This is a genomic window from Paenibacillus sp. FSL E2-0177, assembly GCF_037992975.1.
Classification (GTDB): Bacteria; Bacillota; Bacilli; order Paenibacillales; family Paenibacillaceae; genus Paenibacillus_AQ; species Paenibacillus_AQ odorifer.
The window spans coordinates 2,081,059-2,102,647 of sequence record NZ_CP150307.1 but is presented as its reverse complement, the minus strand read 5'-3'; the positions used below and the strand labels follow the sequence as shown (position 1 = coordinate 2,102,647).

The 21,589-nt window shown below is 43.4% G+C and carries 20 protein-coding genes and 1 pseudogene; 5 read left to right on the top strand and 16 right to left on the bottom strand.

The window, feature by feature from the left end; translation table 11 throughout:
- Positions 1–50: 50 nt before the first annotated feature.
- On the top strand, positions 51–917 hold the full coding sequence (locus tag MHI25_RS09125; protein WP_340395269.1) for an ImmA/IrrE family metallo-endopeptidase: 867 nt from the start codon (positions 51–53) through the stop codon (positions 915–917).
- Between the two features lie 12 nt (positions 918–929).
- Positions 930–2,513 (top strand): recombinase family protein, encoded by a 1,584-nt coding sequence (locus tag MHI25_RS09120; RefSeq protein WP_340395268.1) that lies wholly within the window; start codon positions 930–932, stop codon positions 2,511–2,513.
- Positions 2,514–2,524: 11 nt separating this feature from the next.
- On the opposite strand, the pseudogene MHI25_RS09115 reads toward MHI25_RS09120, so the two are convergent.
- The 13 genes and pseudogenes from MHI25_RS09115 to MHI25_RS09055 all read right to left on the bottom strand — a co-directional run.
- A pseudogene (locus tag MHI25_RS09115) lies at positions 2,525–2,722 on the bottom strand (manganese catalase family protein); the annotation flags it as partial.
- 50 nt (positions 2,723–2,772) lie between these two features.
- Positions 2,773–3,039: a spore coat protein CotJB gene (locus MHI25_RS09110; protein WP_036684069.1), complete on the bottom strand. Its 267-nt coding sequence runs from the start codon at positions 3,037–3,039 to the stop codon at positions 2,773–2,775.
- Between the two features lie 3 nt (positions 3,040–3,042).
- A complete protein-coding gene (locus MHI25_RS09105) occupies positions 3,043–3,261 on the bottom strand; it encodes a spore coat associated protein CotJA (protein WP_036684070.1) in 219 nt (72 codons plus the stop codon).
- A 208-nt stretch (positions 3,262–3,469) separates the two neighbouring features.
- Complete coding sequence (locus tag MHI25_RS09100) at positions 3,470–4,495, bottom strand: AI-2E family transporter (protein ID WP_248547646.1); 1,026 nt, start codon at positions 4,493–4,495, stop codon at positions 3,470–3,472.
- A gap of 47 nt (positions 4,496–4,542) precedes the next feature.
- Positions 4,543–5,037, bottom strand: a complete 495-nt coding sequence (locus MHI25_RS09095) for a DedA family protein (RefSeq protein ID WP_076124803.1) — start codon at positions 5,035–5,037, stop codon at positions 4,543–4,545.
- Positions 5,038–5,044: 7 nt separating this feature from the next.
- The gene (gene pssA / locus MHI25_RS09090; RefSeq protein ID WP_076301334.1) at positions 5,045–5,569 is read right to left on the bottom strand and encodes a CDP-diacylglycerol--serine O-phosphatidyltransferase; all 525 of its coding nucleotides are present in this window, start codon (positions 5,567–5,569) and stop codon (positions 5,045–5,047) included.
- Positions 5,570–5,611: 42 nt separating this feature from the next.
- A complete protein-coding gene (locus MHI25_RS09085; protein WP_248547648.1) occupies positions 5,612–7,366 on the bottom strand; it encodes a HAMP domain-containing sensor histidine kinase in 1,755 nt (584 codons plus the stop codon).
- Positions 7,363–8,043 (bottom strand): response regulator transcription factor, encoded by a 681-nt coding sequence (locus tag MHI25_RS09080; protein ID WP_076187095.1) that lies wholly within the window; start codon positions 8,041–8,043, stop codon positions 7,363–7,365. Before MHI25_RS09080 ends, MHI25_RS09085 begins: the two co-directional genes overlap by 4 nt.
- 164 nt (positions 8,044–8,207) lie before the next feature.
- Positions 8,208–9,566 (bottom strand): hemolysin family protein, encoded by a 1,359-nt coding sequence (locus MHI25_RS09075; RefSeq protein WP_076135925.1) that lies wholly within the window; start codon positions 9,564–9,566, stop codon positions 8,208–8,210.
- A gap of 20 nt (positions 9,567–9,586) precedes the next feature.
- Entirely contained in the window at positions 9,587–10,723 is a 1,137-nt protein-coding gene (gene yfkAB, locus MHI25_RS09070; protein WP_076124796.1) for a radical SAM/CxCxxxxC motif protein YfkAB, read from the bottom strand.
- A 221-nt stretch (positions 10,724–10,944) separates the two neighbouring features.
- Positions 10,945–12,057 (bottom strand): HD-GYP domain-containing protein, encoded by a 1,113-nt coding sequence (locus tag MHI25_RS09065; RefSeq protein WP_076187093.1) that lies wholly within the window; start codon positions 12,055–12,057, stop codon positions 10,945–10,947.
- Positions 12,058–12,201: 144 nt separating this feature from the next.
- The gene (locus tag MHI25_RS09060) at positions 12,202–13,029 is read right to left on the bottom strand and encodes an undecaprenyl-diphosphate phosphatase (protein WP_076124791.1); all 828 of its coding nucleotides are present in this window, start codon (positions 13,027–13,029) and stop codon (positions 12,202–12,204) included.
- Between the two features lie 73 nt (positions 13,030–13,102).
- Positions 13,103–14,542, bottom strand: coding sequence for a bifunctional UDP-sugar hydrolase/5'-nucleotidase (locus MHI25_RS09055; protein ID WP_076124789.1), 1,440 nt, complete (start codon positions 14,540–14,542; stop codon positions 13,103–13,105).
- 137 nt (positions 14,543–14,679) lie between these two features.
- Between MHI25_RS09055 and MHI25_RS09050 the strand changes: the two genes are divergently transcribed.
- The 3 genes from MHI25_RS09050 to MHI25_RS09040 all read left to right on the top strand — a co-directional run bounded on the left by MHI25_RS09050 (position 14,680) and on the right by MHI25_RS09040 (position 17,298).
- Positions 14,680–15,393, top strand: coding sequence for a molybdenum cofactor biosynthesis protein MoaE (locus MHI25_RS09050; RefSeq protein WP_076124787.1), 714 nt, complete (start codon positions 14,680–14,682; stop codon positions 15,391–15,393).
- Positions 15,394–15,470: 77 nt separating this feature from the next.
- Positions 15,471–16,511 carry an HD-GYP domain-containing protein gene (locus tag MHI25_RS09045; protein WP_076191074.1) on the top strand — a complete coding sequence of 347 codons (1,041 nt, stop codon included), beginning with the start codon at positions 15,471–15,473 and terminating at the stop codon, positions 16,509–16,511.
- 538 nt (positions 16,512–17,049) lie between these two features.
- Positions 17,050–17,298 carry a hypothetical protein gene (locus MHI25_RS09040; RefSeq protein WP_076124783.1) on the top strand — a complete coding sequence of 83 codons (249 nt, stop codon included), beginning with the start codon at positions 17,050–17,052 and terminating at the stop codon, positions 17,296–17,298.
- 13 nt (positions 17,299–17,311) lie between these two features.
- On the opposite strand, the gene MHI25_RS09035 is transcribed toward MHI25_RS09040, so the two are convergent.
- From MHI25_RS09035 to MHI25_RS09025, 3 genes are all read right to left on the bottom strand, one after another.
- Positions 17,312–17,515, bottom strand: coding sequence for a hypothetical protein (locus MHI25_RS09035; protein WP_280752685.1), 204 nt, complete (start codon positions 17,513–17,515; stop codon positions 17,312–17,314).
- A 103-nt stretch (positions 17,516–17,618) separates the two neighbouring features.
- Positions 17,619–19,457 carry an ABC transporter ATP-binding protein gene (locus MHI25_RS09030; protein WP_248547955.1) on the bottom strand — a complete coding sequence of 613 codons (1,839 nt, stop codon included), beginning with the start codon at positions 19,455–19,457 and terminating at the stop codon, positions 17,619–17,621.
- Between the two features lie 26 nt (positions 19,458–19,483).
- A complete protein-coding gene (locus tag MHI25_RS09025; protein WP_036684103.1) occupies positions 19,484–21,244 on the bottom strand; it encodes an ABC transporter ATP-binding protein in 1,761 nt (586 codons plus the stop codon).
- Between the last annotated feature and the right edge of the window lie 345 nt (positions 21,245–21,589).

The window sequence follows — 21,589 nt, the reverse complement described above, 5'->3', positions numbered from 1 at the left end:
TTTCTTTTACCCTCTTACACAAACATACGTTCTTATATGGAGGTACTATCATGGATTTATCGCTATATTGGGAGACTCCGCTTGAGCAATGGATAACCTGCGCATATCAACAAAAAGGAATATATTTCACACAAGATTTGGATATTGATAGAATTGCTTCTTCGTTTAATATTGATCTCATATACTATAAAGGGAGAACGGCAGCTGACAATAATCTTGGTGTCATTTTCCTTCATAATGATAGAGACTTAGCGAGTATAAGAGTTTCCTTCTTTCATGAATTAGGACATGTTCTTCGCCATGCTGGAGATCAACGAAAAATGGCTGATTTATTTAGACAACAGCAAGAATATGATGCATCTGCGTTTATGCTTTATGCTGCAATACCATTCTATATGCTGAAAGAACTGCCTCTACCAAGAAATATAAGTGAGGCTATCAGTTATATTTCTAAAGAATTTGATGTTCCTACCGAAATCGCTGAGAAGAGACTCATTCAAGTTCGTCAACGTTTATCGCAGGCTGAATTTTTCGCAGTGACAAATGAAGATATAATATCTCCTGAAATTGTCGAAGATATGGTAACCAATGAATCGGCAGCTTTAATGCGAGTACGAGCGTTCTATGATCATTATGGTGACTTTTCTCGCCCTCATACATTTGTCATAGAAACCCCCTTGGGTTTCGAAGGAGTAGAAGAGGTTCAAATAGACGTAAATAAAAACTATAAAGCATGTAGTATACCAGAACGCTTGCCATCTAATGCGGCTATAGTTACTCCTACAGACATTAGTGTATATAAGGGAAATAAGGGATGTATAAGCATAAATCTATCAAGAATCACTTGGAGACATGGAAAAGAATTACAAACACTTTATTTACCAATGGAAGCAGCAGAAGATGCAATAAGCTTTTGAGGGGGGTTGTTTGTGGATACATACTGTATCTATCTACGGAAATCACGTGCGGATTTAGAAGCTGAGGCGCGTGGCGAAGGAGAGACGCTAAAGAAACATAAAGTTATTCTGCTTGCACTCTCAAAGAAAATGAAGCTCAACATAACCGAGATATATCAAGAAATCGTATCAGGTGAACGGATTATGGAACGCCCTGTGATTCAACACGTTTTGCAAGAGGTCGAGGATGGTGCTTGGACAGGAGTATTGGTTATGGAAGTTGAGCGGTTAGCTCGTGGTGATACGATGGATCAAGGTCTGGTAGCTCAAGCTTTTAAATACAGCAGCACCAAAATTATAACTCCTATGAAAGTATATGACCCAAACAATGAGTTTGACGAAGAGTATTTTGAATTCGGGTTGTTTATGAGCCGACGGGAATATAAGACAATTAACCGTCGGATGCAAGGTGGTCGGATCGCGTCCGTAGAATCAGGGAATTTCATTGGCAGTATTCCACCTTATGGCTTTGATCGTACGCAATTACCTGATGGATCGTTTTCTTTGAAGCCGAACCCAGAACAAGCGCCTATCATAAAAATGATTTTTGATTGCTACACCGAACAAAATATGGGGATGGGTCTAATTATGCGTAAGCTTAATCTAGCTGGTGTCCTTCCTGCTAAAAAAGGCTTATGGAGCATGGCCTCTCTTCGAAATATTATTCGTAATCCGGTTTACTGTGGGAAAATAATTTGGAATCGGCGACCTATCAAAAAATCAAGAAAAGCAGGTTTGATTAGTAAGTCACGCCCAGAACTAGATAAGGAAAATTGGATTATTGTTGAGGGCAAGCATGAAGCGTTAATAACCGTTGAACAATGGGATAAAGCTATGGATATTTTGAATAATCGGTCACATACGCCGGCTAATAGTGGAATATTATCTAATCCACTTGCTGGCATAGTCCGCTGTGAAATCTGTGGGCATGCAATGATACGGAGACCTTATTCAAATGGGACCCCAGATGGGCTTATGTGTGTAACATCCCTCTGCCCTAATATCAGTTCAACTCTGCATCTTGTAGAACAAAGGATACTGGAAGGGCTTGGAACCTGGAGCAATCAATATAAGGCGGAATGGTCCGCCAACAAACCGGATAATCAAGAACCTGTCGAAGAGTTGATCAAAGCCAAACAACAAATAGTCAGAACCCTTGAAAAGAAGATATCAGAATTACAAGTGCAAATTGGAAACTTACATGATTTGTTGGAACGTGGCGTTTATTCAATTGATGTATTCTTGGAACGTTCTAAGCAATTGTCTGAACGAATGGTTGAAACAGAAAAGGCACTTGAAGAAGCGCGAACTGATTTGGGAAATGAAGCAGCGAGGAAACAATCTGAAGGCGAATTTATTCCAACGGTTGAACGTGTTCTAGATTTATATCCAAAGATAAAAGATCCTGCTGAAAAGAATGCCTTGTTGAAAACTGTATTAGAGTTTGTAACCTATATCAAAACCGTCAAAGGTCATTGGAGACGCCCGGAAGGTATGAATCAATTCGATTTAAAGCTATATCCGAAATTGCCAAAGAATATGCCCAATGATGATTGATAGCATCATTGGGCATATTCTTCTGTAGAAATATCGTTCAACACGCCAATAACTTTATCTGGAATCGTGTATCTTTGATTCATATAGCGTAGTGCAGCGGCGAGCTCGCCATCTGCGCCTCCGTATTGCTCACTCAAATAACGCGCCATCCGGACATCACATTTACCCACCCGTACCGGATATTGCAGTTTTTTTTCGTATATCCACATTCGGGAACTTCCCTCCTCTAGAAAAATAGTTCCTTACGGTTATACTCCTCTTACACCTGCCAAGGCCAAGGGGGTTGATTCCATTCCCATGGACATTTAGAATATGCGCGGCCAAAATTCTGCAGCGGACCGTATAACTCCTGAAAATGATTCGCTAGCTTAGTTCGTTCCAGCGTAAGCTGATTAAATTGTTCAATACTTCTCAGATCGTCAGGATGCGTATTTAGGTATAAGTTCAACTCCACTAAGGCAAAATCAAGGGTCTGCAACTGTTCAAGCAATTCATAATAACGTTGGTCGCAAGGATTTGCCTCCATAGTCTATTTTCCTCCTCCTTTGCACTTGGATTCATACGGACTAAATAGTGCTGGCCAGAGCGTTCCATACTTCAGAGCCTCCTGCAAACTAAACTGTGGCAAATCGGGCGGCTGAAAGGTGATAAATTGATTGGGTGGAACTACATACGTCTTGAACGGCACCGGTGGGCAAGGATCAAACGGGCCCCTAAAGGGGGTATACCTCCGCAGCTGTGATTCCATCTTTTTTGTACCTCCTTTGTTCCTGTTCCTTCTTTAAAGACTCTGAACATTACTCCCTTAGCTAACTTATGACAGCAGGACACAATATAAAACGTTATTCACAAAAAAAGCCCATTAGCAATTTTTTTTGTGCAATGTGCATGACAAATAAGCTGTCTCCGGAAAAGTACCGAAAACAGCTTATAACTTGGGTTTTTTAGTATTCAGCTTAGGGCTTCGCTCTTTTGAACGAATCTTCGTGGGTAATCTCAAGGATATCCAACATAAATACAAAGATAGGAATACCAAGAATAAGTCCCCAGACACCCATATAATGCTCAGAGAACAACAACACGCTTAAGGTGAAAAACATCGGCAAATTCATTTTTGTGGACATCAACTTAGGATTCAAGAAATAGCCTTCGATAAAATGCAACACCGCAATAATCGCCAGCACATATGTAACTGTTATCAGACCGCCGATGTTGTAACCAATTATTAAAAGCGGAATGAGCGAAATCAAAAAACCAACCACCGGAATGAGACTGAGCAGAAAAATCAAAATCGCTAGGGCAAATAAATACGGGAAGTTAAGCAACCACAAGCCAATAACAGTAAGACAGGTGTTGAACATGGCAATGAGAATTTGCGCTTCAATTACTTTCCCAAAGGAAACAATGAATTTTCGGCTGAAATACTCCAGATCTATATAAAACCAGGCAATCCTGCTCTCTCTCATCCTAGAAGTGAAACTGACGACCCGGTTCTTCTCCAGAATAAACACAAAGCTTAAAATGGTTGATAGAACGAAAGTTGCACCCCAGTTGCTAACCTGCAGCACATAATCGATGCCTCTTTTGATATAGGACTGATAGTTAAGGTCCCTGAGCATATCATACAAATATAATGTAATCTTGTTCTGCGGAAGATCCTCTGATTTGAGATTGGTGAGGAAGATAGCTAATTGCTTAATCTGCTCCAATACTTTAGGAAGATATCTTGCAAGGGCCAGTACAATCAATGCGATTAAAGCAAGGTATAAAATGACAATAATCACCTTACTGTTAACCTTCATGAATTTACCAATTCGTTTACTGAGCACAATCTGAAAGCTGTTCATGACAAAAGCAATCAGAAACGTCAGCAACACCAGATTAAGCATCCCTCGAACCATGTACAGCAGCAACCCGATAAGTGCGAGAATAAAAAAGCGTCTGGTAGTACTATTCGCGTAGAATCGCTTGAATACATTCATTGATCTTGCTCCATTCAATTGCGATTAATAATGTTAAACTTCAATGGCTATAAAAAGGAAAACTTAGCCCCCATAAAAAAGCCGATGGAAACAAAAAGAAGTGACCAGGTTAGCGCTCCTGCAGTCGTTATGAGTATATATTTTTTGAAAGACATAGCACTGATTCCAGAGATATAGCTCGATACATGCCTCAGACCTGGAATAAAATAAGCAATGAAAATCGCCCAGTTTCCGAACCGCAAAAACCATCTTTTCATACTGGCAAAACGCTTGGGAGTAAGGCCAACCCACTTGCCGAATTTTGCTACCACAGGTTGCCCTAGCCTTAGACCAATGGTATAGCTGATAAGCATTCCTGTGATAGATCCCATAAAACAAACCAATACAGAAAGAGAAAAATCCAAAACCATAACGGAGGATAAATAGCCTACAAACAGCATTAACACCTCATCAGGCACAGGAAGTCCGATAATCCCAAGTGCCATAAGGCCAAAAATGGCTAAATATCCGTATTGTGAAATGAACTCTATAATCCAAGGCATGGGTGTATCACTTCCTGTTGAAGGATTTTTTAAGGGACGGAAATGGGATACGGCTGATCATCATTACGGACAGCAATGCCATTAATCCGATGACCAGTCCTGGTTTCATCCGTTCATCTAGTAAAGAAATCATCGACAGAATGACTCCAGCAGCAGTAATGGGCATCCCCACGAACCCTTTGGAAGGCGCCGACAGATTAAATCTGGCCAAACGAAGTGCGCCACAGATCAAAAAGAAAACTGCAGCTGCAGGTCCAATCCAGTCGGCATCTTCTAACCTATACAACAAGATAAGGAAGGTAGGCGCTAAACCAAATGATATAATATCCGCCAATGAGTCCAATTGTTTACCGAATTCACTAGTACATTGCAATATTCTTGCCAGTAATCCATCCAGTACATCACATATTGCCGCGAGCAATATCATTAATAAAGCTAGGCTATATCGTTCTTGAATCGTAAAATACAAGGATAGTGATCCTAATCCCAAATTTCCGAGTGTGCACGTTGAAGGCAACCAGTTCAATTTCATACAATTTCACCCCTTTCATAGCAGTATTTCTGTTGATTCGGTTTAACCTTCAAAGGTCACTGTAAAGCTGACACCGTTCTCCGTATTTTTCACTGTATAAAGACAAGCGTGCATATCCAGTATTCGCTTCGCGATGGAAAGCCCAAGACCCGTACCGCCTGTCATTCGACTGCGGGATGGCTCAGACCGATAGAACCGTTCCCAGATCTGCTCCAGCTGATCTTCAGGGATTGATTCTCCTATATTTTGAATAGTGAATACAATAGTTTGGGCATGACTCTCAATATTGACGGTGATAGAACTTCTTTCTTCCGCATGCCTGATAGCATTGGTCATAAAATTTAGCATAACTTGTTCGATCCAGTTCACATCCGCATAGACCGGTAATTCATTCGCAGGAATAATGATGACCTCCAAATGTTTTTCACTCAGCAAGTGGACCAGCTTGTCTGTCACCTTTTCCGTCAGTTCACTTAACATAAAGGAAGATTTCCGTAGTTTAATCGTGCCCGACTCCAACCGCGCTAGATCTAGCATATTTTTAACAAGAAACTCCATTTTATCGGCTTCCTCAATAATCACCTTAATGTAGTGATCCTGCTTGCCGGCACTAACGCCGTCTTCCAAACCTTCAGCAAACCCTTTGATAATACTGAGGGGTGTCTTCAATTCATGGGAGGCGTTGGCAAAAAAGTCCTGCTGCATGATCTCCATTCTTTGCTTCTGCTCCATATCCTCAACTAGCTGCTGATTGGCCTCTCTTAACTCCCTTAAAGCAGAGTCCAGACTTAGTGATAAGGTGAACATGCTGTTAGAAAGGCTGCCTAGCTCATCCTTCTGCCGAATCGATGTGTCCCCTGTAAAGTCCAGAGAAACCATCCGTTTTGCTATCTTGTTTAACTTAATTAGCGGACGCGTTACCATTTTCGAGAAAAAGAGAGAAAGCACCAGAATCAGGACAAAGCCACCCATTCCCAGATATAAAAAGAACCAACGTAAGGCATCGTTCGAATCCTTAACTTCCTGTAATGAAGTGACTGTGAATAGTAATTCAATTTCTCCGTTACTTTGCTTCAGGGGCAGAATAACCACAGAATTGCGACTCCCACTCCAGGGAGCAACCCAGTCTTGCTTCTGTATTTTCAAATTTTTAAAGTCTTCTATTTGCGCTGGTGTCAAAGGAAACCATTCCTCAAGAGCCTCAAACAATATTCCCTGGCGGGGATTCCATATTTTTAAATCAGGCAGTACAACTTCTGCAACAGTACCAGATGCATGAATCGTCCCAGTCTCTCCCGTCTCCCCTATGGTTCCGCCCCCTTTTTTTGTAATGCTTATGGGGTAGAGTATAACGGGTGAAGCACTGTCTTCATCCAGAAGTTCGCCTACCACGCTCAACTGATCATCTACTTTAATGTTTGCTGCTCTCAGTGAATCTCCGTACTGATTCATGAATAGGGATAAAGAAACAACCATACTCTTCCCGTCATCATCGATTAGCTTTATATGAAATGGATCTTCTGAATTCATCTTTCCATCCAGCTTCAAAATAACCATTTGTGTTTTATTCCGCAGCATAAACCGGACAAGCTCCTGAGAGGTTCGGGTGCTTCCCCATGGCTCACTTATATATCTTGCCGCAAAGCTCTTAAGGTGTTTCTCCACGCGGTGCTCTTTTTGCTTCTGATAGAAATTGTCAAACAACAGCAATTGGCTTAGAATCACCATGCCATAGAAGCAAAGGAAAAAGATAACGGTCATCACAAACAGTTTAAAAGTAATTCCCCGTCTTCTCATGCCTCTTCCTCGAACATGTATCCTGTGCCAATTACCGTACGAATAAAACGTGATTCATAACCCAATTTACTTCGCAGCTTTTTGATATGACTGTCCACAACTCTGGAATCTCCTTCAAATTCAATTCCCCAGATCCGACTGAGGATCGTATCCCTTGAAATGACAATCCCTTTATTTCGTATTAAAAGCCATAAAAGATCATATTCCTTAGGGGTAAGCTCCACTTCCGCATCTTCTACCTCCAGCCGATGGGCCATGGTATTAAACATCGCGGAACCAAATTTTATTATGCTAGATTCAGGCTGATGAGTGCCTTCAACCCGTTTCATAAGTGCATTTGCCCGGGCTACTAGTACCTTTGGACTAAATGGTTTTGTAACATAATCATCGGCTCCTAATTCAAAACCGTAGATTTTGTCGTCATCTGTGGACTTGGCTGTTAACAAAATGATGGGTACCGCTGATTTTTCACGAACTTCACGGCACACTTCAAAGCCATTCATAGCAGGCATCATGATATCCAAAATCAGCAGATCCGGCAGCAGTGAATCAAACCAAACCAATGCATCTCTTCCATTATCCGCCTCAAGTACCTCCCAATCATTCTGTAAGAAATAATCAGATACCAGTTCACGAATACGAATTTCATCCTCAACGAGAAGAAGTTTCTTTTTCAATCTAGACCCCGCTTTCAAACAATTAATAAACATTAGCATAGACGAGCGTTATGTCCTTTATGTGTCCACAAAAAACTCCCCCTGTCATGAGCCATACAGCTCTTGCAGGAGGAGTTCATTATATCCCTGATCAACCGGAACAATACGTTATAATTTTTAATAGGTTATTCTTTATCCTCATTCAGTTCTGATGAGGTTTCTTCGTCCTCGACACGTGGTTCCCGGTGGATATTAATTCTAGTGATACGCAATCTTGTTGATTCCTCGACTTCAAAAATAACATCTTCTACTTTGACACGTTTTCCTTTGGTTGGATTACCCTCCAGCTCCTTAAACAACCAGCCGCCGATGGAATCCACCTCATCGTCTTCAATCACAACACCCGTAAGATCGTTGACATCCTCAATCAGCATCCGGCCCTCAACAGAGATGTACTCCCCGTTATGTTCCACACTTGGACGCTCATCTTCGAACTCGTCATGCAGATCGCCTACGATTTCTTCCAGAATCTCTTCTGCTGTCAGCAAACCTGCCGTGCCGCCATATTCATCGACAACTAACGTCAGCTGAGCCTTATTCTTCTGCATAAAACGAAGAGTATGGCTGATTTCCATCGATTCCGGAACGTTAAGGATAGGCCGAACCAGAGTTGTAAGATCATTCTGTTGCTCCGGTGGAGCAAACAACAGGTCGGTAATATGAATAAAACCGATAATACGGTCCTTATCTTCCAGAGCAACCGGATAACGCGAATGTCTCGTTTCGGTAATAATCTTCATATTTTCTTCTAACGAAAGATTGCTGTAAAGCACATCCATATCTGTACGAGGCAGCATGACTTCACGTGCAAGCAGATCTGAGAATTCAAAGATATTATCCATTAGTTTCATTTCATCTTTGTCAATGACACCACTCTTGGCGCTCTGATTCATCAGAATACGTATTTCCTCTTCCGAGTGTGCTGCTTCACTTTCGTTTGCAGGCTCCACACCGACTAACCGAAGCAACGCGTTGGCTGAAGCGTTCAGCACCCAGATAAAAGGCATGAACACATTATAGAAGAACATCAGGGGTGCAGATAACAACAGTGCCGAACCTTCTGTTCTTTGAATCGCGAGCGATTTAGGAGCAAGCTCCCCAAGTACAATATGTAAAAATGTAATGATCGAAAATCCAATAATCACAGATACGGTAGAAATCAGGGTATGATCGGTGATCCCCATCTGGTACATTAAAGGTTCGACCAACAGCTCAGAAATCGCGGGCTCTCCAACCCAACCTAAGCCCAGCGACGCAAGTGTTATCCCAAACTGAGTGGCGGATAAATAGGAATCCAGTCTCTTATTTACTTTCAGAGCATATCCAGCCATTTTATTACCTTCACTGACAAGTTGGGTCAGGCGGGACTGCCTGACCTTAACTAATGAAAATTCCGCTGCTACAAAAATACCGTTCAATAATACGAGCACCAGAACCAGCAAAAGATTAAGCAATAATCTCCCTACTTCAAATTCCGTATGCACCACTTAACAACGCCTCATTTCTACAGATTGATCGCTTTTCTAGTTTTGAAGTCAACTTCCGGATAATACATATCAGCCACTAACAGATTAGGTCCGCAGCAGCCTGCTGCATCGCAGTGGCAGTTCACCTTTTGGTTCAGCGGGTGTTTAGTCTGCCAATCGATAAATATATCATCCAGCTTTTGGTTCTCGATGTTGCCAAAGGCTGCGATATCAGCGAAATCTGTAACAAAAACATCGCCAGTAAACATGTTTACGTTCACTCGGTTCCGGCCATCCGGATCATTGCGAAGGGTAACATTCTTCTCGCCGCGCATTCTGCTTATCAGCTTCTGATCTTCTTCCAGGAAGCTGCAAGCAAAAAACGGAAGGGTCCCAAACAGCATCCAAATCTCCGGATCACGGGTATCCAGTAGTTTATGGATTGCCGTCCGCATTTCATTCAAGGACAACACTGGCAAAGCCGAAGCAAAACTGGAGTTGTACATAGGATGTACCTCATGCCGTTTGGCGCCCATATCGAGAATCAACTTATGAATTTCAGGCAGCTTAGTATGTGTACGGTAATTAATCATAGTTTCCGCAGAAATTAGCATACCATCCTCACTTAGCCGTCGAGAATTCTCAATCATTGCATTATATAACCGATATGCACTTTCTTTTGAAACTGCATGCCCGCTGTTGGCAAAACCAACTTCATGAAAATCGTCTCCGTTCACATAATTAAAAGAAATATGCATAACGTCCAAATACGGAAGCAGCTTTTCATATCGAGCATACGGCATCGTCAGATTAGAATTAATTTGCGATCTAATCCCCCGCTCTTTGGCATACTTTAAGAGCGGCACTATGATATTATCCACCGTTCCAGCCAAGAACATAGGCTCTCCGCCGGTAATACTAATCGTCTCCAGATGCTCTACTTCATCTAAACGGTCCAACATATTTTTAAGCGGCAGCATATCCCCTTCTCTAGAGGTTAAACTATCACCTACCGCACAGTGTTCACACCGCATATTACATAAATTGGTTACTGTGAATTCCACACTCGTTAGCACATGGCGTCCATGCTTACGTAAAGAAGTAATGGGATCCCACGGATCGTAGCTTGGCGACAGCTCCTTCGGTGAAGATGTTAATGGTCTTAAAACATTCATTTGTACTAGCTCCTTTAAATCTTATTCCTATTATTAACCCATAATCATGAAGATTGAACGGTGTCTTATCCTATATCATACCACGTTAGTCAGAAAAACTGCACTTCGGATGTCTTTCAGACTGACCTTACAAGCTTTTTCACTGTAAAAAATAATAGCAGCGAGACGAAAAATAGGCTTCCGCGAGTTATGCGGACAAGCCTAATCTTCTCTCTTCGCTGCTATGATAAATATTTTGGCGTTCCCACAGAATCGCCTTGATCTGCGACGTCAACGATAACAACGGAGAGGGCTTTTCCTAGATCCCTTTCGAACGGTACGACTTTCTCTCCTTCAGGCCCTGTAAGCACACGTACAATCGGTCTGTGAGGCGTACTTGGGTCTATTTTGACAACAACTCCACTTTCACCCGTACTGAGCTTCACCGTAAGACCAAGAGGATAGATAGCCACACGATCTCTAAATAACTCTAGCTGCTTCTGCTCATACAATGTACCAGAACCTACATAAAGCGCCTCAACGGCTTGATGTGGCAGCATAGCCTTTTTGTAGACCCGGTTGGAGGTCATGGCATCGTAGGAATCAGCCACGCCCAACCATTTGGCATATTCATGAATTTGAGGCCCTTTTAATCCCCGCGGATATCCGGATCCGTCAATGCGTTCATGATGCTGAAGCGCACAATGAGCCGCGAGCAGCGGGATATTCGGTTCTTCCTTGAGAATCTGATACCCGATCTCGGTGTGTGCCTGCATATGGCGAAATTCATCTTCACTGAGCTTACCGGGTTTTTGAATGATTTTTATCGGGACTTGGGTCTTGCCAATATCATGCAGCAGCGCACCCAGACCAATCACTCGAAGCTCCTCTTTGCTGTACCCATGCGCAATGCCAAGCACCAAAGTGTACAAGCAGACATTCAGGGAATGGACGTACAAGTAGTTATCAGCGGTGTGCATATCAAGCAGCATGATCATCGGATCTTCTTGTAAAGACAAATCATCCAGGATGCTATCCATGATCTTTGAGAATTTTTTATCCAGATGGTAGAATCCCTTACTTATTCCTGAAGCGCCTGTCATTTGCTGAAACTGATTACGAATCACCTTCAGTGCCTGATTACGTGTCTCATCTTGAAGCATACCTATAATTTCAACATCGTCCGTGACAGAGTCCTCTATGTAAATATAACCGATGTCAATTCTTGAAAGCCTTTTGATCAATGCATCAGTAAGCTCCACCCCATCCGCGAGGAGAGTTAGACCTTCATCATTATATATTTTTTTACCTAATTTCATGCCTGCTTGAAGCTGATTCACGGATACTAAACGCACTTAGCTCACTCCTGCCTTTAACGGTAAAATGCTATTCTGTTTTGAAATCCTTGGGTCACACGCTTTGTCTATACCGTTTATGTAGAGATCAGACAGGTGCACCATGAAGAACATCGGGTGTGTCTAGGTCTTTGCCTATGGGCATTAACGCATAATAAACAACCAGAATATAGCAGCAAGAATAAATCTGTAGATCGCGAAATGCGTCAATCTAATCTTTTGAATCAATTTCATAAACAAAATAACCACTACATAAGCCACTACAAAAGAAATCAGAAATCCAATTACAAAATAGCCAATCGTCTCACTAGTGAAGTTCTTATAAGAATCCAACATTTCATATCCGGAAGCCGCACACATAATAGGAATGGCTATAAGGAAGGAGAAATCCGCAGACGCTTTATAACTAACCCCACTTAACATCCCTCCGGAGATCGTAGATCCCGAACGGGAAAATCCTGGCCACAGCACTGAAATAATCTGATACATCCCGATAGCCAGCGCCTGTCCGTAAGAAAGATCGTCCAGCTCATGCGCTGTAATTCTAATTTTGCGTCTGTTTACCCATTCTGCGATAATCATTAGAATCCCGCCGGCGACAAGCGCCCAAAGAACAGTCGTGGCTCCAAAGAGACTTTTTATAAAATCGCGGGCAAAAAATGCCACAGCTAGTGCTGGGGCAATCCCAAGTATTACATGGATTAAGTTCAAACGAGACGCCGGCATCACACCGCCTCTTCCTGAGTTCTTACGCCCAATGCCCAGCAAATTAAGCACACGCTCGCGGTAAACAAGCGCAATCGCCAATATTGCCCCTAGCTGAATAACGATTTCATAAGTCTTCATAATCGAATCCTGCTCATCAAAGCCCAGAAGCTTCGAGGTCAAGATCATGTGTCCTGTAGAAGAAACAGGAATAAATTCAGTGATCCCTTCGACAATTGCTAAAATAATAGCTGTAATCGTGTCCATAATCTCCTCCTATTTTTCGGGAATCTAGCACTGTTTAAATGGAATCAAAAAGTATATCTTGTGAGCTGCAGGTTTACTCAGACTTGATCTCCCACCGAGTGAGCATGCATTCATCAAGACTGTCCGGACGCTGCAATTCCATCCCAAGCAGGTCGCGTAAAAAATGAGGCAGCAAAAATACAGGATCCTTCCCATTGGCGATCGTCTCATAGCCTGCACGGAAAGTAAACATGTCCAGCGTACCAACATTATACTCTTTATCATCCTCCAGCGGGTTTCCTTCGACAAAAACTGCAATATTGTTATCATACGGTATCTTCTGCGGATCGTACAAGATTTTTATCCCATCTACTGCTAAGCTGCCCAGATAATCCCCGCGAAAGCCATACCCAAAAATCACCTTATTATAAAATTCTTCAGTAAGACTCTGCTCCAAAGCTATGCGAATATCTAGGCCTTTCAGCTTGATTACGCAGGTGTTAATGGGAGAAGGACATAGGGCGTGCAGCATTCCCGCTGTAACCTCCCCTTCAGGCAAAGGTCCTAGAAGCTGGCCTGTGTTAACTATCGACAAACTAGTGCCTGTAAATCTACGTACAGCTTGGGCTAAAAGATTGCCGAAAGGGGATTCTCCCTGCAAATTCAAAGGAAGCTCACGATCTGTGATCGCAACGGTCTGCTGAAGAGCCTCACGACCACGCTCCAAATGAATAGTAGCGGCAGGACCTACAATCTCTTCCTTCAGTCCTGGGTCAATCGGAATACATTCACCCGCCACCAGGCTAAATCCAGGTTGTCCCTCTCTCCGCTCAAATTGAAGCCGCCCGAGGTAACGCCCGAATTTCCCGGCTCCACATACAGCTGTTCCGTTAATCATGAGCGGTTCTTCCAGCATATGATGTGTATGTCCACCTAGAATAGCATGCACACCTTCCAGCCGCTCTGCCAGAATTCGATCTGCGGGAAGCCCCAAATGAGAAAGGATGATTAGAATGTCCACCTGAGGAGCTAGAAGAAGGCATTGTTCCCGAAGGGTTGTCTCGGGATCCAGAGCATCCCAGCCCAGCAAGGAATAAAACGAAGTAAATGCCGCTGTCGCTCCAGTCACTCCTATTCTGATTCCGTCCTTCTCCAAGATGGCATGACGCTTCATCCAGTGGGGAGGTTCCCCTGTTGCAGTCTCCACAAAATTACAGCATACCACTGGACACTGTAACCCGGAGAAAATAGAGGATAACATCTCCTGTGAGAATGTTAACCCCTCATTATTACCGATGGTTACAGCATCATATCCTGTTAAATTAAGTACATCAATGTTAGCCTGACCCATAGTTCCTTCTGTCTCGACGGCTGCACGATCCATATGATCGCCAATATCCAGCAGCAGCACAGGCTCTTCTCCCGCTGCAGCTCTTTGTCTCTCGATTTCTGCTGCCAATGGACTCACCATTTCGAAATGGCTATGTATATCATTGGTATGAAGTATGGTCAGTCTTTGCGGCACATGCCCCATTAGCAACATTCCTCCTACCTGTTGAGCCGCTCTTTAATGAAGCAGCCGATGCATGATCTTATAGAGCCTAGCATAACATTTTCAGGCTCATTATGGTATATTGTAGACATTACAACATATTTCAGAGGTGAATAAGTATGCATATCACAATCCGCCTGTTCGCGGGTTTGGCTGAGATTATCGGTTCATCTTCTCTGACCTTTCATGCGACGGAGAATCCCTTAACCGCTGGGAAGTTAAAAGAACTCCTTTCAACCTCTTATCCGGATGCAGCATCCCTAATTGGAACTTCTTTGGTCGCTATTGACCGGGAATATGCACCTGATGAAGACCTCATCACCGAGTCTGCCGAAGTTGCATTAATCCCTCCCGTTTCCGGGGGAGAGAATGGTTCTTTATATGAGAGCACTCCTGACGGTCTCTATAGCATAACGGATCTGCCTTTAAATGCTGAGAAGCTTCTGGATGCCGTCCTCGATGCCAATCATGGAGCATCCCTATTATTTGTAGGAACTACACGCGAAATGACCGGAGAACAACGCACAACAGCATTAGACTATGAAGCCTATATTCCTATGGCCTTAAATAAGCTGAAAGAAATTGGTGACGAGGTACAGAATCGCTGGAATGCACGCTGCGCGATTTCCCACCGTATTGGGCTTGTTGGTCTTAAGGAAGCAAGCGTTATCATTGCTGTCTCTACCCCTCATCGCGATACCTGTTACGAGGCTAGTCGTCTGGCCATTGAACTGCTGAAACAGACCGTCCCTATCTGGAAAAAAGACATCAATGAATCAGGCCAGCACTGGGTAGGCTCTGAACAAAAGGCTGCCGATTCCCTCCACAATTAATCTTCACTCCTTTTTCATTGAAAAATCTGCACTTTGTTGATATTCTGGATAAAATCGGATAAAAGGTGGCATAGGCATTGAGAGTACACGTCTCGGATCTAAAACCTGGTAATCACCTCAACTCAGACGCTTATAGTTCAAGAGGTCTGCATGTATTACCAAAGGGATCGCTGCTCCAGATAGATGATATCGCCAAGCTGATGCAGCATGGAGTTGATTATGTTGATATCCAGACGTTAGTGGAAGAACCTGCCCCATTAAGCAGACCTTCAATTATTCAGACGGTGACCACTAGTTTTGATACCATGATTGACGGCTTTGAGAATCTTTATATGGAAGCACTATTAAAAGGAAGCTTTAACCAATCCGTGGTTAACGACATTCTTCAGCCTTCGCTTCAATCGTTGGACAAGCAAAAGGATGTAGTCTCCCTCCTGCTTCTGCTCGATCGCGAAGATAATTATACCTACAATCACTCTTTGCAGGTAGGTATGCTCTCTTATTATATTGCAATCTGGCTTGGGTATTCCAAACAAGAATGCTATGAGATTGGACGAGCTGGATATTTAATTGATATTGGAAAATGTAGAATCTCACCTGCTCTATTAAATAAGCCTGGAAAATTAACTGCGGAAGAATTCGAAGAAGTTAAACTACATACTAAGTACGGCTACGAAATTATCCGCAATTCGATGGATGACTCACATACAGCCTTGGCAGCCCTACAGCATCATGAACGTGAGGACGGCTCTGGCTATCCTAATAATCTAACCAAATCCGAGATTCATCCTTATGCGCAAATTGCTGCTGTAGCTGACATCTATAGTGCGATGACTTCCAAACGCGTCTATCAGTCCAAGCAAGAGCTTATTTCTGTCCTACGTGAACTAAATGACCTCAGCTTTGGTAAGCTGAACGGCAGAACGGTTCAAGCCTTTATACAACATTTAATGCCCAACTTTATCGGCAAGCGTGTGTTACTGAACACGGGTGATACAGGTGTGATTATCATGAACAATCCAGTTGATATTTTCCGTCCGCTGGTAAAGATCGATGGATTATTTGTCGATCTAGCCCGCGAACGTAACGTTACGATTGTGGAAATCTACATGGACTAGGGAGTTTCTTGAGGTCCTGCGTTGCTTAGCAGAAGGTTCAGAGCTGCTGTTTGTACACTAAATCCCCCGGTTTAACTACGGGGGATTTTTCAGTTGTATTTTGTGCAACAGAATCCACGTCTACCAGGCTGAATTCTGATTTAGTTGTACTTTGTGCAACAGAATCCATGTCTAGCGAGCTGAATTGTGATTTAGTTGTACTTTGTGCAATTAGAATTAAGGAAAATGCTCTTTATAAGCACATTTCTCGAAAATAGCTGCACAAAGTGCAATTAACAGTATTTTTATAACGAGAATGATGGTTTCTATTGTACAAACTGCAACTAAAGATTGGTTTCCAGATTACTCCTAAACATTCCTCGATTTTCACCTCTCTCACCTCTCTCACCTCTATTGTTTCCTTCTGACTTCGAAGATAGTTCCTCCTACCCTCAACATAGTAAGGCCCCTCAATTTAATTATCTGACGTAACGTTTGAATTCCTCTTCTAATGGCGAGACTAATATGTGGTTTTAAATTGCTATAGGAGGAAAAAAGCATGCTTCCTGTCCATGAACGCCTTGCCGAGTTGTTCACCCTGAGCCGTAGACGGCAGCTTACTGCTGCTGAGGAAACGGAGCAACAGCAGTGCCTGCAAATTAACGCTACCTACTGCTATGAGATGGCCCGATTGCAAAATGAAATCCTATTAGCGGAACAGACAGCTGATCTACAATGGCATCAAGATATTTGTGCACAAATGTTTGAGCTGCGTGTGACGGGCAGGGTATCCAAACGCCCCAAGTAACTGAATAGAAATATTACCCTGCTATATTATTTTCTGCCGTCCTGCTGTTCTGCCGTTCTGCCGTTCTTCCGTGCTTCCGTTCTTCCGTGCTTCCGTTCTTCCATTCTTCCGTTCTTCCGTTCTTCCGTTCTTCCGTTCTTCCGTTCTTCCGTTCTTCCGTTCTTCGGTTGCCTTGTCCCGTAATACCTCTGCCATATTCCACTCTACTCTGATCCACCAAGCCCCGACCACCTTAATCACTATATCCCTATAAAAAACAGCCCACCCCGCAGTTGCCTAAGCAACGGGAATGAGCTGTTGTTCTATTCCGTTCTGTCGGTCTATAGGAAGCGGAATTGCGCTTCGATCAGACCGTTGTATACCCCATCACGGGATGTCAACTCATGATGGTTTCCTTCTTCTTTAATCTCTCCGTGATCGAGGACGACTATTTTATCCGCATGACGGATGGTAGAGAGTCTGTGCGCTACGATAAAGGAGGTTCGGCCTTGAAGCAGGATTTTGAGTGCCTCCTGGATCTTCAGCTCCGTCTCCGTATCAATGCTGGCAGTTGCCTCATCCAGGATTAGTATCCGCGGATTTGCCAAAAGCGCCCGGGCGAAGGAGAGCAGCTGACGTTGTCCCATCGACAATGCGCTGCCGCGCTCTTCCACCTCAGTCTCATACCCTCCGGGCAGCTTCATGATAAAGTCATGGGCATCCACGGCTTTTGCGGCATTTTCCACTTCTTCATCTGTAGCCTCCAGACGGCCAAAACGGATATTATCCCGAATCGTTCCCGAGAAAATAAAGGTATCTTGCAGCACGATTCCGATCTGCCTTCGCAGGCTGTCTAACGTAACCCCGCGGATATCTTCACTGTCTATCGTGATTCGGCCGCTCTTAATATCATAGAACCGGCCAATCAGGTTAATGATCGTACTTTTACCAGAACCTGTATGACCTACGAGCGCGATCGACTGTCCTGCTTTTACATCCAGATCAATACCTTTTAGTGCAGCCCGGCCTTTTTCATATTCAAAAATGACCTTTTCAAAGTTAATATCCCCACGAATCGTTCCCATTGGCTTAGCACCAGGATTATCTTGCACCGCCGGTTGCTCATCCAAATATTCAAAGATCCGTTCCGAGGAAGCCATTGCCACAAGCAGCTGATTGTACATCTGCCCAAGGCGATTAATCGGGTCCCAGAAGTTGCTGACATAAGAACTGAATGCTACCAGCATACCTACTGTGAGTTCTCCAGATTGGATCAGATAAGCCCCCAGCCAAAAGAGGATCATTGTTCCAAAACCACCTGTGACCTCAATAATCGGACCGAACGCCTGGTTCATCGCAGAGGCTTTGTTCCAGGATTTTTTGCTGTCGGTATTCATAACATCGAAATAATTCATATTTTCTTGTTCTTGGGTGTAGGCTTGTGTGACTCTGATTCCCTGAATCGATTCATTTAAATGAGAATTAATTCTGGAGTTCTTCATCCGCACATCCTGCCAAGCGATCCGAATCTTTTGGCGCAGCTTAGTTGAAACAAAGAACATAATCGGAACCGTAACCATTACTGCAAGACCTAGCTTCCAGTTAATCACTAGCAGAATAATGGTAATCCCCATAAGCTGCACGCAGTCAATCATCAGATTGACAACCCCGTTTGTGAACAGATCCTGCAGAGAGTTGATATCATTGGTTACCCGTACTAATACCGAGCCTGCCGGACGTTTATCAAAGAAGTTAAAGGAGAGCTTCTGAATATGCTTGAACAAATCTGAGCGCAAATCATAAATCACTCTTTGGCCTATGATGTTCGTATATTTAATCCGGTACACTCCCGCAATCCATTGAATCAGATATAAGACGATTACCCCTGCTGTAAGCGAATAAAGCAGTGATAAGCTGGGATTCCCCACCTTTGGCGCAATCGCACGGTCAATCGCTAAACTTGTTAGGAACGGGACGGTCAACTTCGTGATGGTTCCCAGAATCATCATGATGGACACCAATGGAAGCATCTGCTTTGCATAAGGCTTCATGTACCCGAACAGTCTGGTGAATTGCTTCCAGTCAAAAGCCTTATCGATGACATCATCATCTTTATATACAAAACGTTCATCCAGTTCTTGCTGCTCGGCTGCTTTATTTTTTGCTCCCGTAGCGGTCATTGGTTTGGCTTCAAGTTTCATATGCCTCACTCCTCCCCTCTTCCGGTCGCTCTGGCCAGATAATCAGCATACTGTATCCGGTATACATCCTGATAAGGACCCGGCACTTCAATTAGCTCTTTATGGGTACCACGCTGCTGCACATGACCTTCGTTCATGACGATAATCTGATCCGCATGGCGCAAGGAGGAGATCCGATGGGCAATAATAAGTGTAGTGCGCCCCTTCATGACCTCTTGGAATCCGGCTTGAATCTCGTGCTCCGTCTCCATATCGACAGCGCTGGTCGCATCATCGAGGATAAGAATCCGCGGATTCTTAAGCAGGGCTCTAGCGATGGCAATCCGTTGCTTTTGTCCACCGGAAAGACCCATTCCGCGCTCACCCACCACAGTGTCATAACCGTCTTCCATCTCCATGATGAAATCATGGGCTTTGGCAAGTTGTGCAGCTCGGATAATTTCTTCCATGCTTACATTCTTCAACCCATAGGAGATGTTGTTGCGAATTGAGGAGGAGAACAGGAAGGTCTCCTGAAAGACCGTCGCGATCTGTGAACGCAAGCTGCGAACATTGTATTCTCTGATGTCCATCCCATCCAGTGTGATGCTGCCTTCATTAACGTCATAAGCACGCATCATCAGCTGTGTAATGGTCGATTTACCAGAGCCCGTACCTCCAAGGAACCCTATAACCGCACCAGATTTGGCCTCAAAATCAATGTCTGTAACCGCAGGCATTTTGTTCCCATAAGCAAATGTGACGTGATTAAACGCTACATCTCCTTTAACCTCAGAAGGTACCAGTTCACGGGCGTTCTCTTTATCCTTCACATCAATATTCTGATTAAGTACTTCCAATACACGTTCTCCCGATGCTTTGGACTGTGTATAGTTATTAATATGGAATCCAAGACCCCAAATCGGACCAATGATGTACCAAATTAAGCTGAAAAAAGCAACCAGTTCGCCTAGTGACATTTTCCCCTTAATAACTAACGTTCCACCTACTCCAAGCAGAATAGCTGCACTGATCGATGCTAAAAACTCCATCGCCGGAAAAAACTTACTCCATAGCTCAGCGGCAAAAATTTGGTTATTCTTATAACGTTCGTTGCGGTGTGAGAATTTCTCTACTTCATGAGCCTCTCTCGCAAATGATTTGACGGTGCGCACACCCGTGATATTCTCCTGTACAGCCGTTGTCAGAGAACTGAGTGCAAGACGCATCTCTTGAAAGGCCGGGTGAATCTTAGACTCGAATTTTAGCGCAATAAACGCCAGGATGGGCATCGTAATCAGAGTTACTAGAGTAAGCTGCCAATTGAGTGAGAACATCATAATCGAACCAAAAATGACCATAAAAAAGACATTCAGCAGCTGAGCAAAACCGAAACCGATAAAGTTACGAATCGCTTCCAAATCTCCGGTTAGCCGGGACATCAAATCTCCCGTTTTCGCGGTATCATAATAACGGAAAGATAGGAATTGTAGCTTCTCATAACAAGCATTACGCAGCCGGTATGCAAGAAAGTTACCTAGCCGTCCTCCAAAAAATCCATGTGCAAACTGCAGGCATGCTTTTACTATTACTACAGCTAACACGCTCAATGCGAGCACTGGCACCTCTGTAAACTTAAGTGGCACAATAACATCATCGATCAGCTTTCTTAACAAATTGGGGGTAATCAGCCCCACTGCAGTTGCAGCGGCCAAACATATAATCGAAAGAATCAGAAAATGCAGCTTCTCCCGATAATAACCGCGCAGTTGCCTGAGAACATCCATATCTCTCCTCCTTAAGGCTTACTTAGTAAGCAATTTTTTGTATAAAGCAAATGTTACATCGTAAGCTAGCTTTTTTTAGCGCTTACAATTTAGTGACTTTAAGCAGTGTATCATCCATAATTTAATGCGGCAAAGGGGAGAATTGCGCGTTTTTGCGGTTATTTCGGAAAAAAGCAGCATCTACATGATATAAAGGACCCTCGTTATCTTAAAATGCTCGTGTTTCCTCCTTAATCCTGATGAATTAAGAATCTACATGATTATTGTAATCATCGTGTAATATTAGGAGGACCTTTATTCGGTTTTTTGCATAATTATTGGAATTTATTCCGGGATACGAAGAGT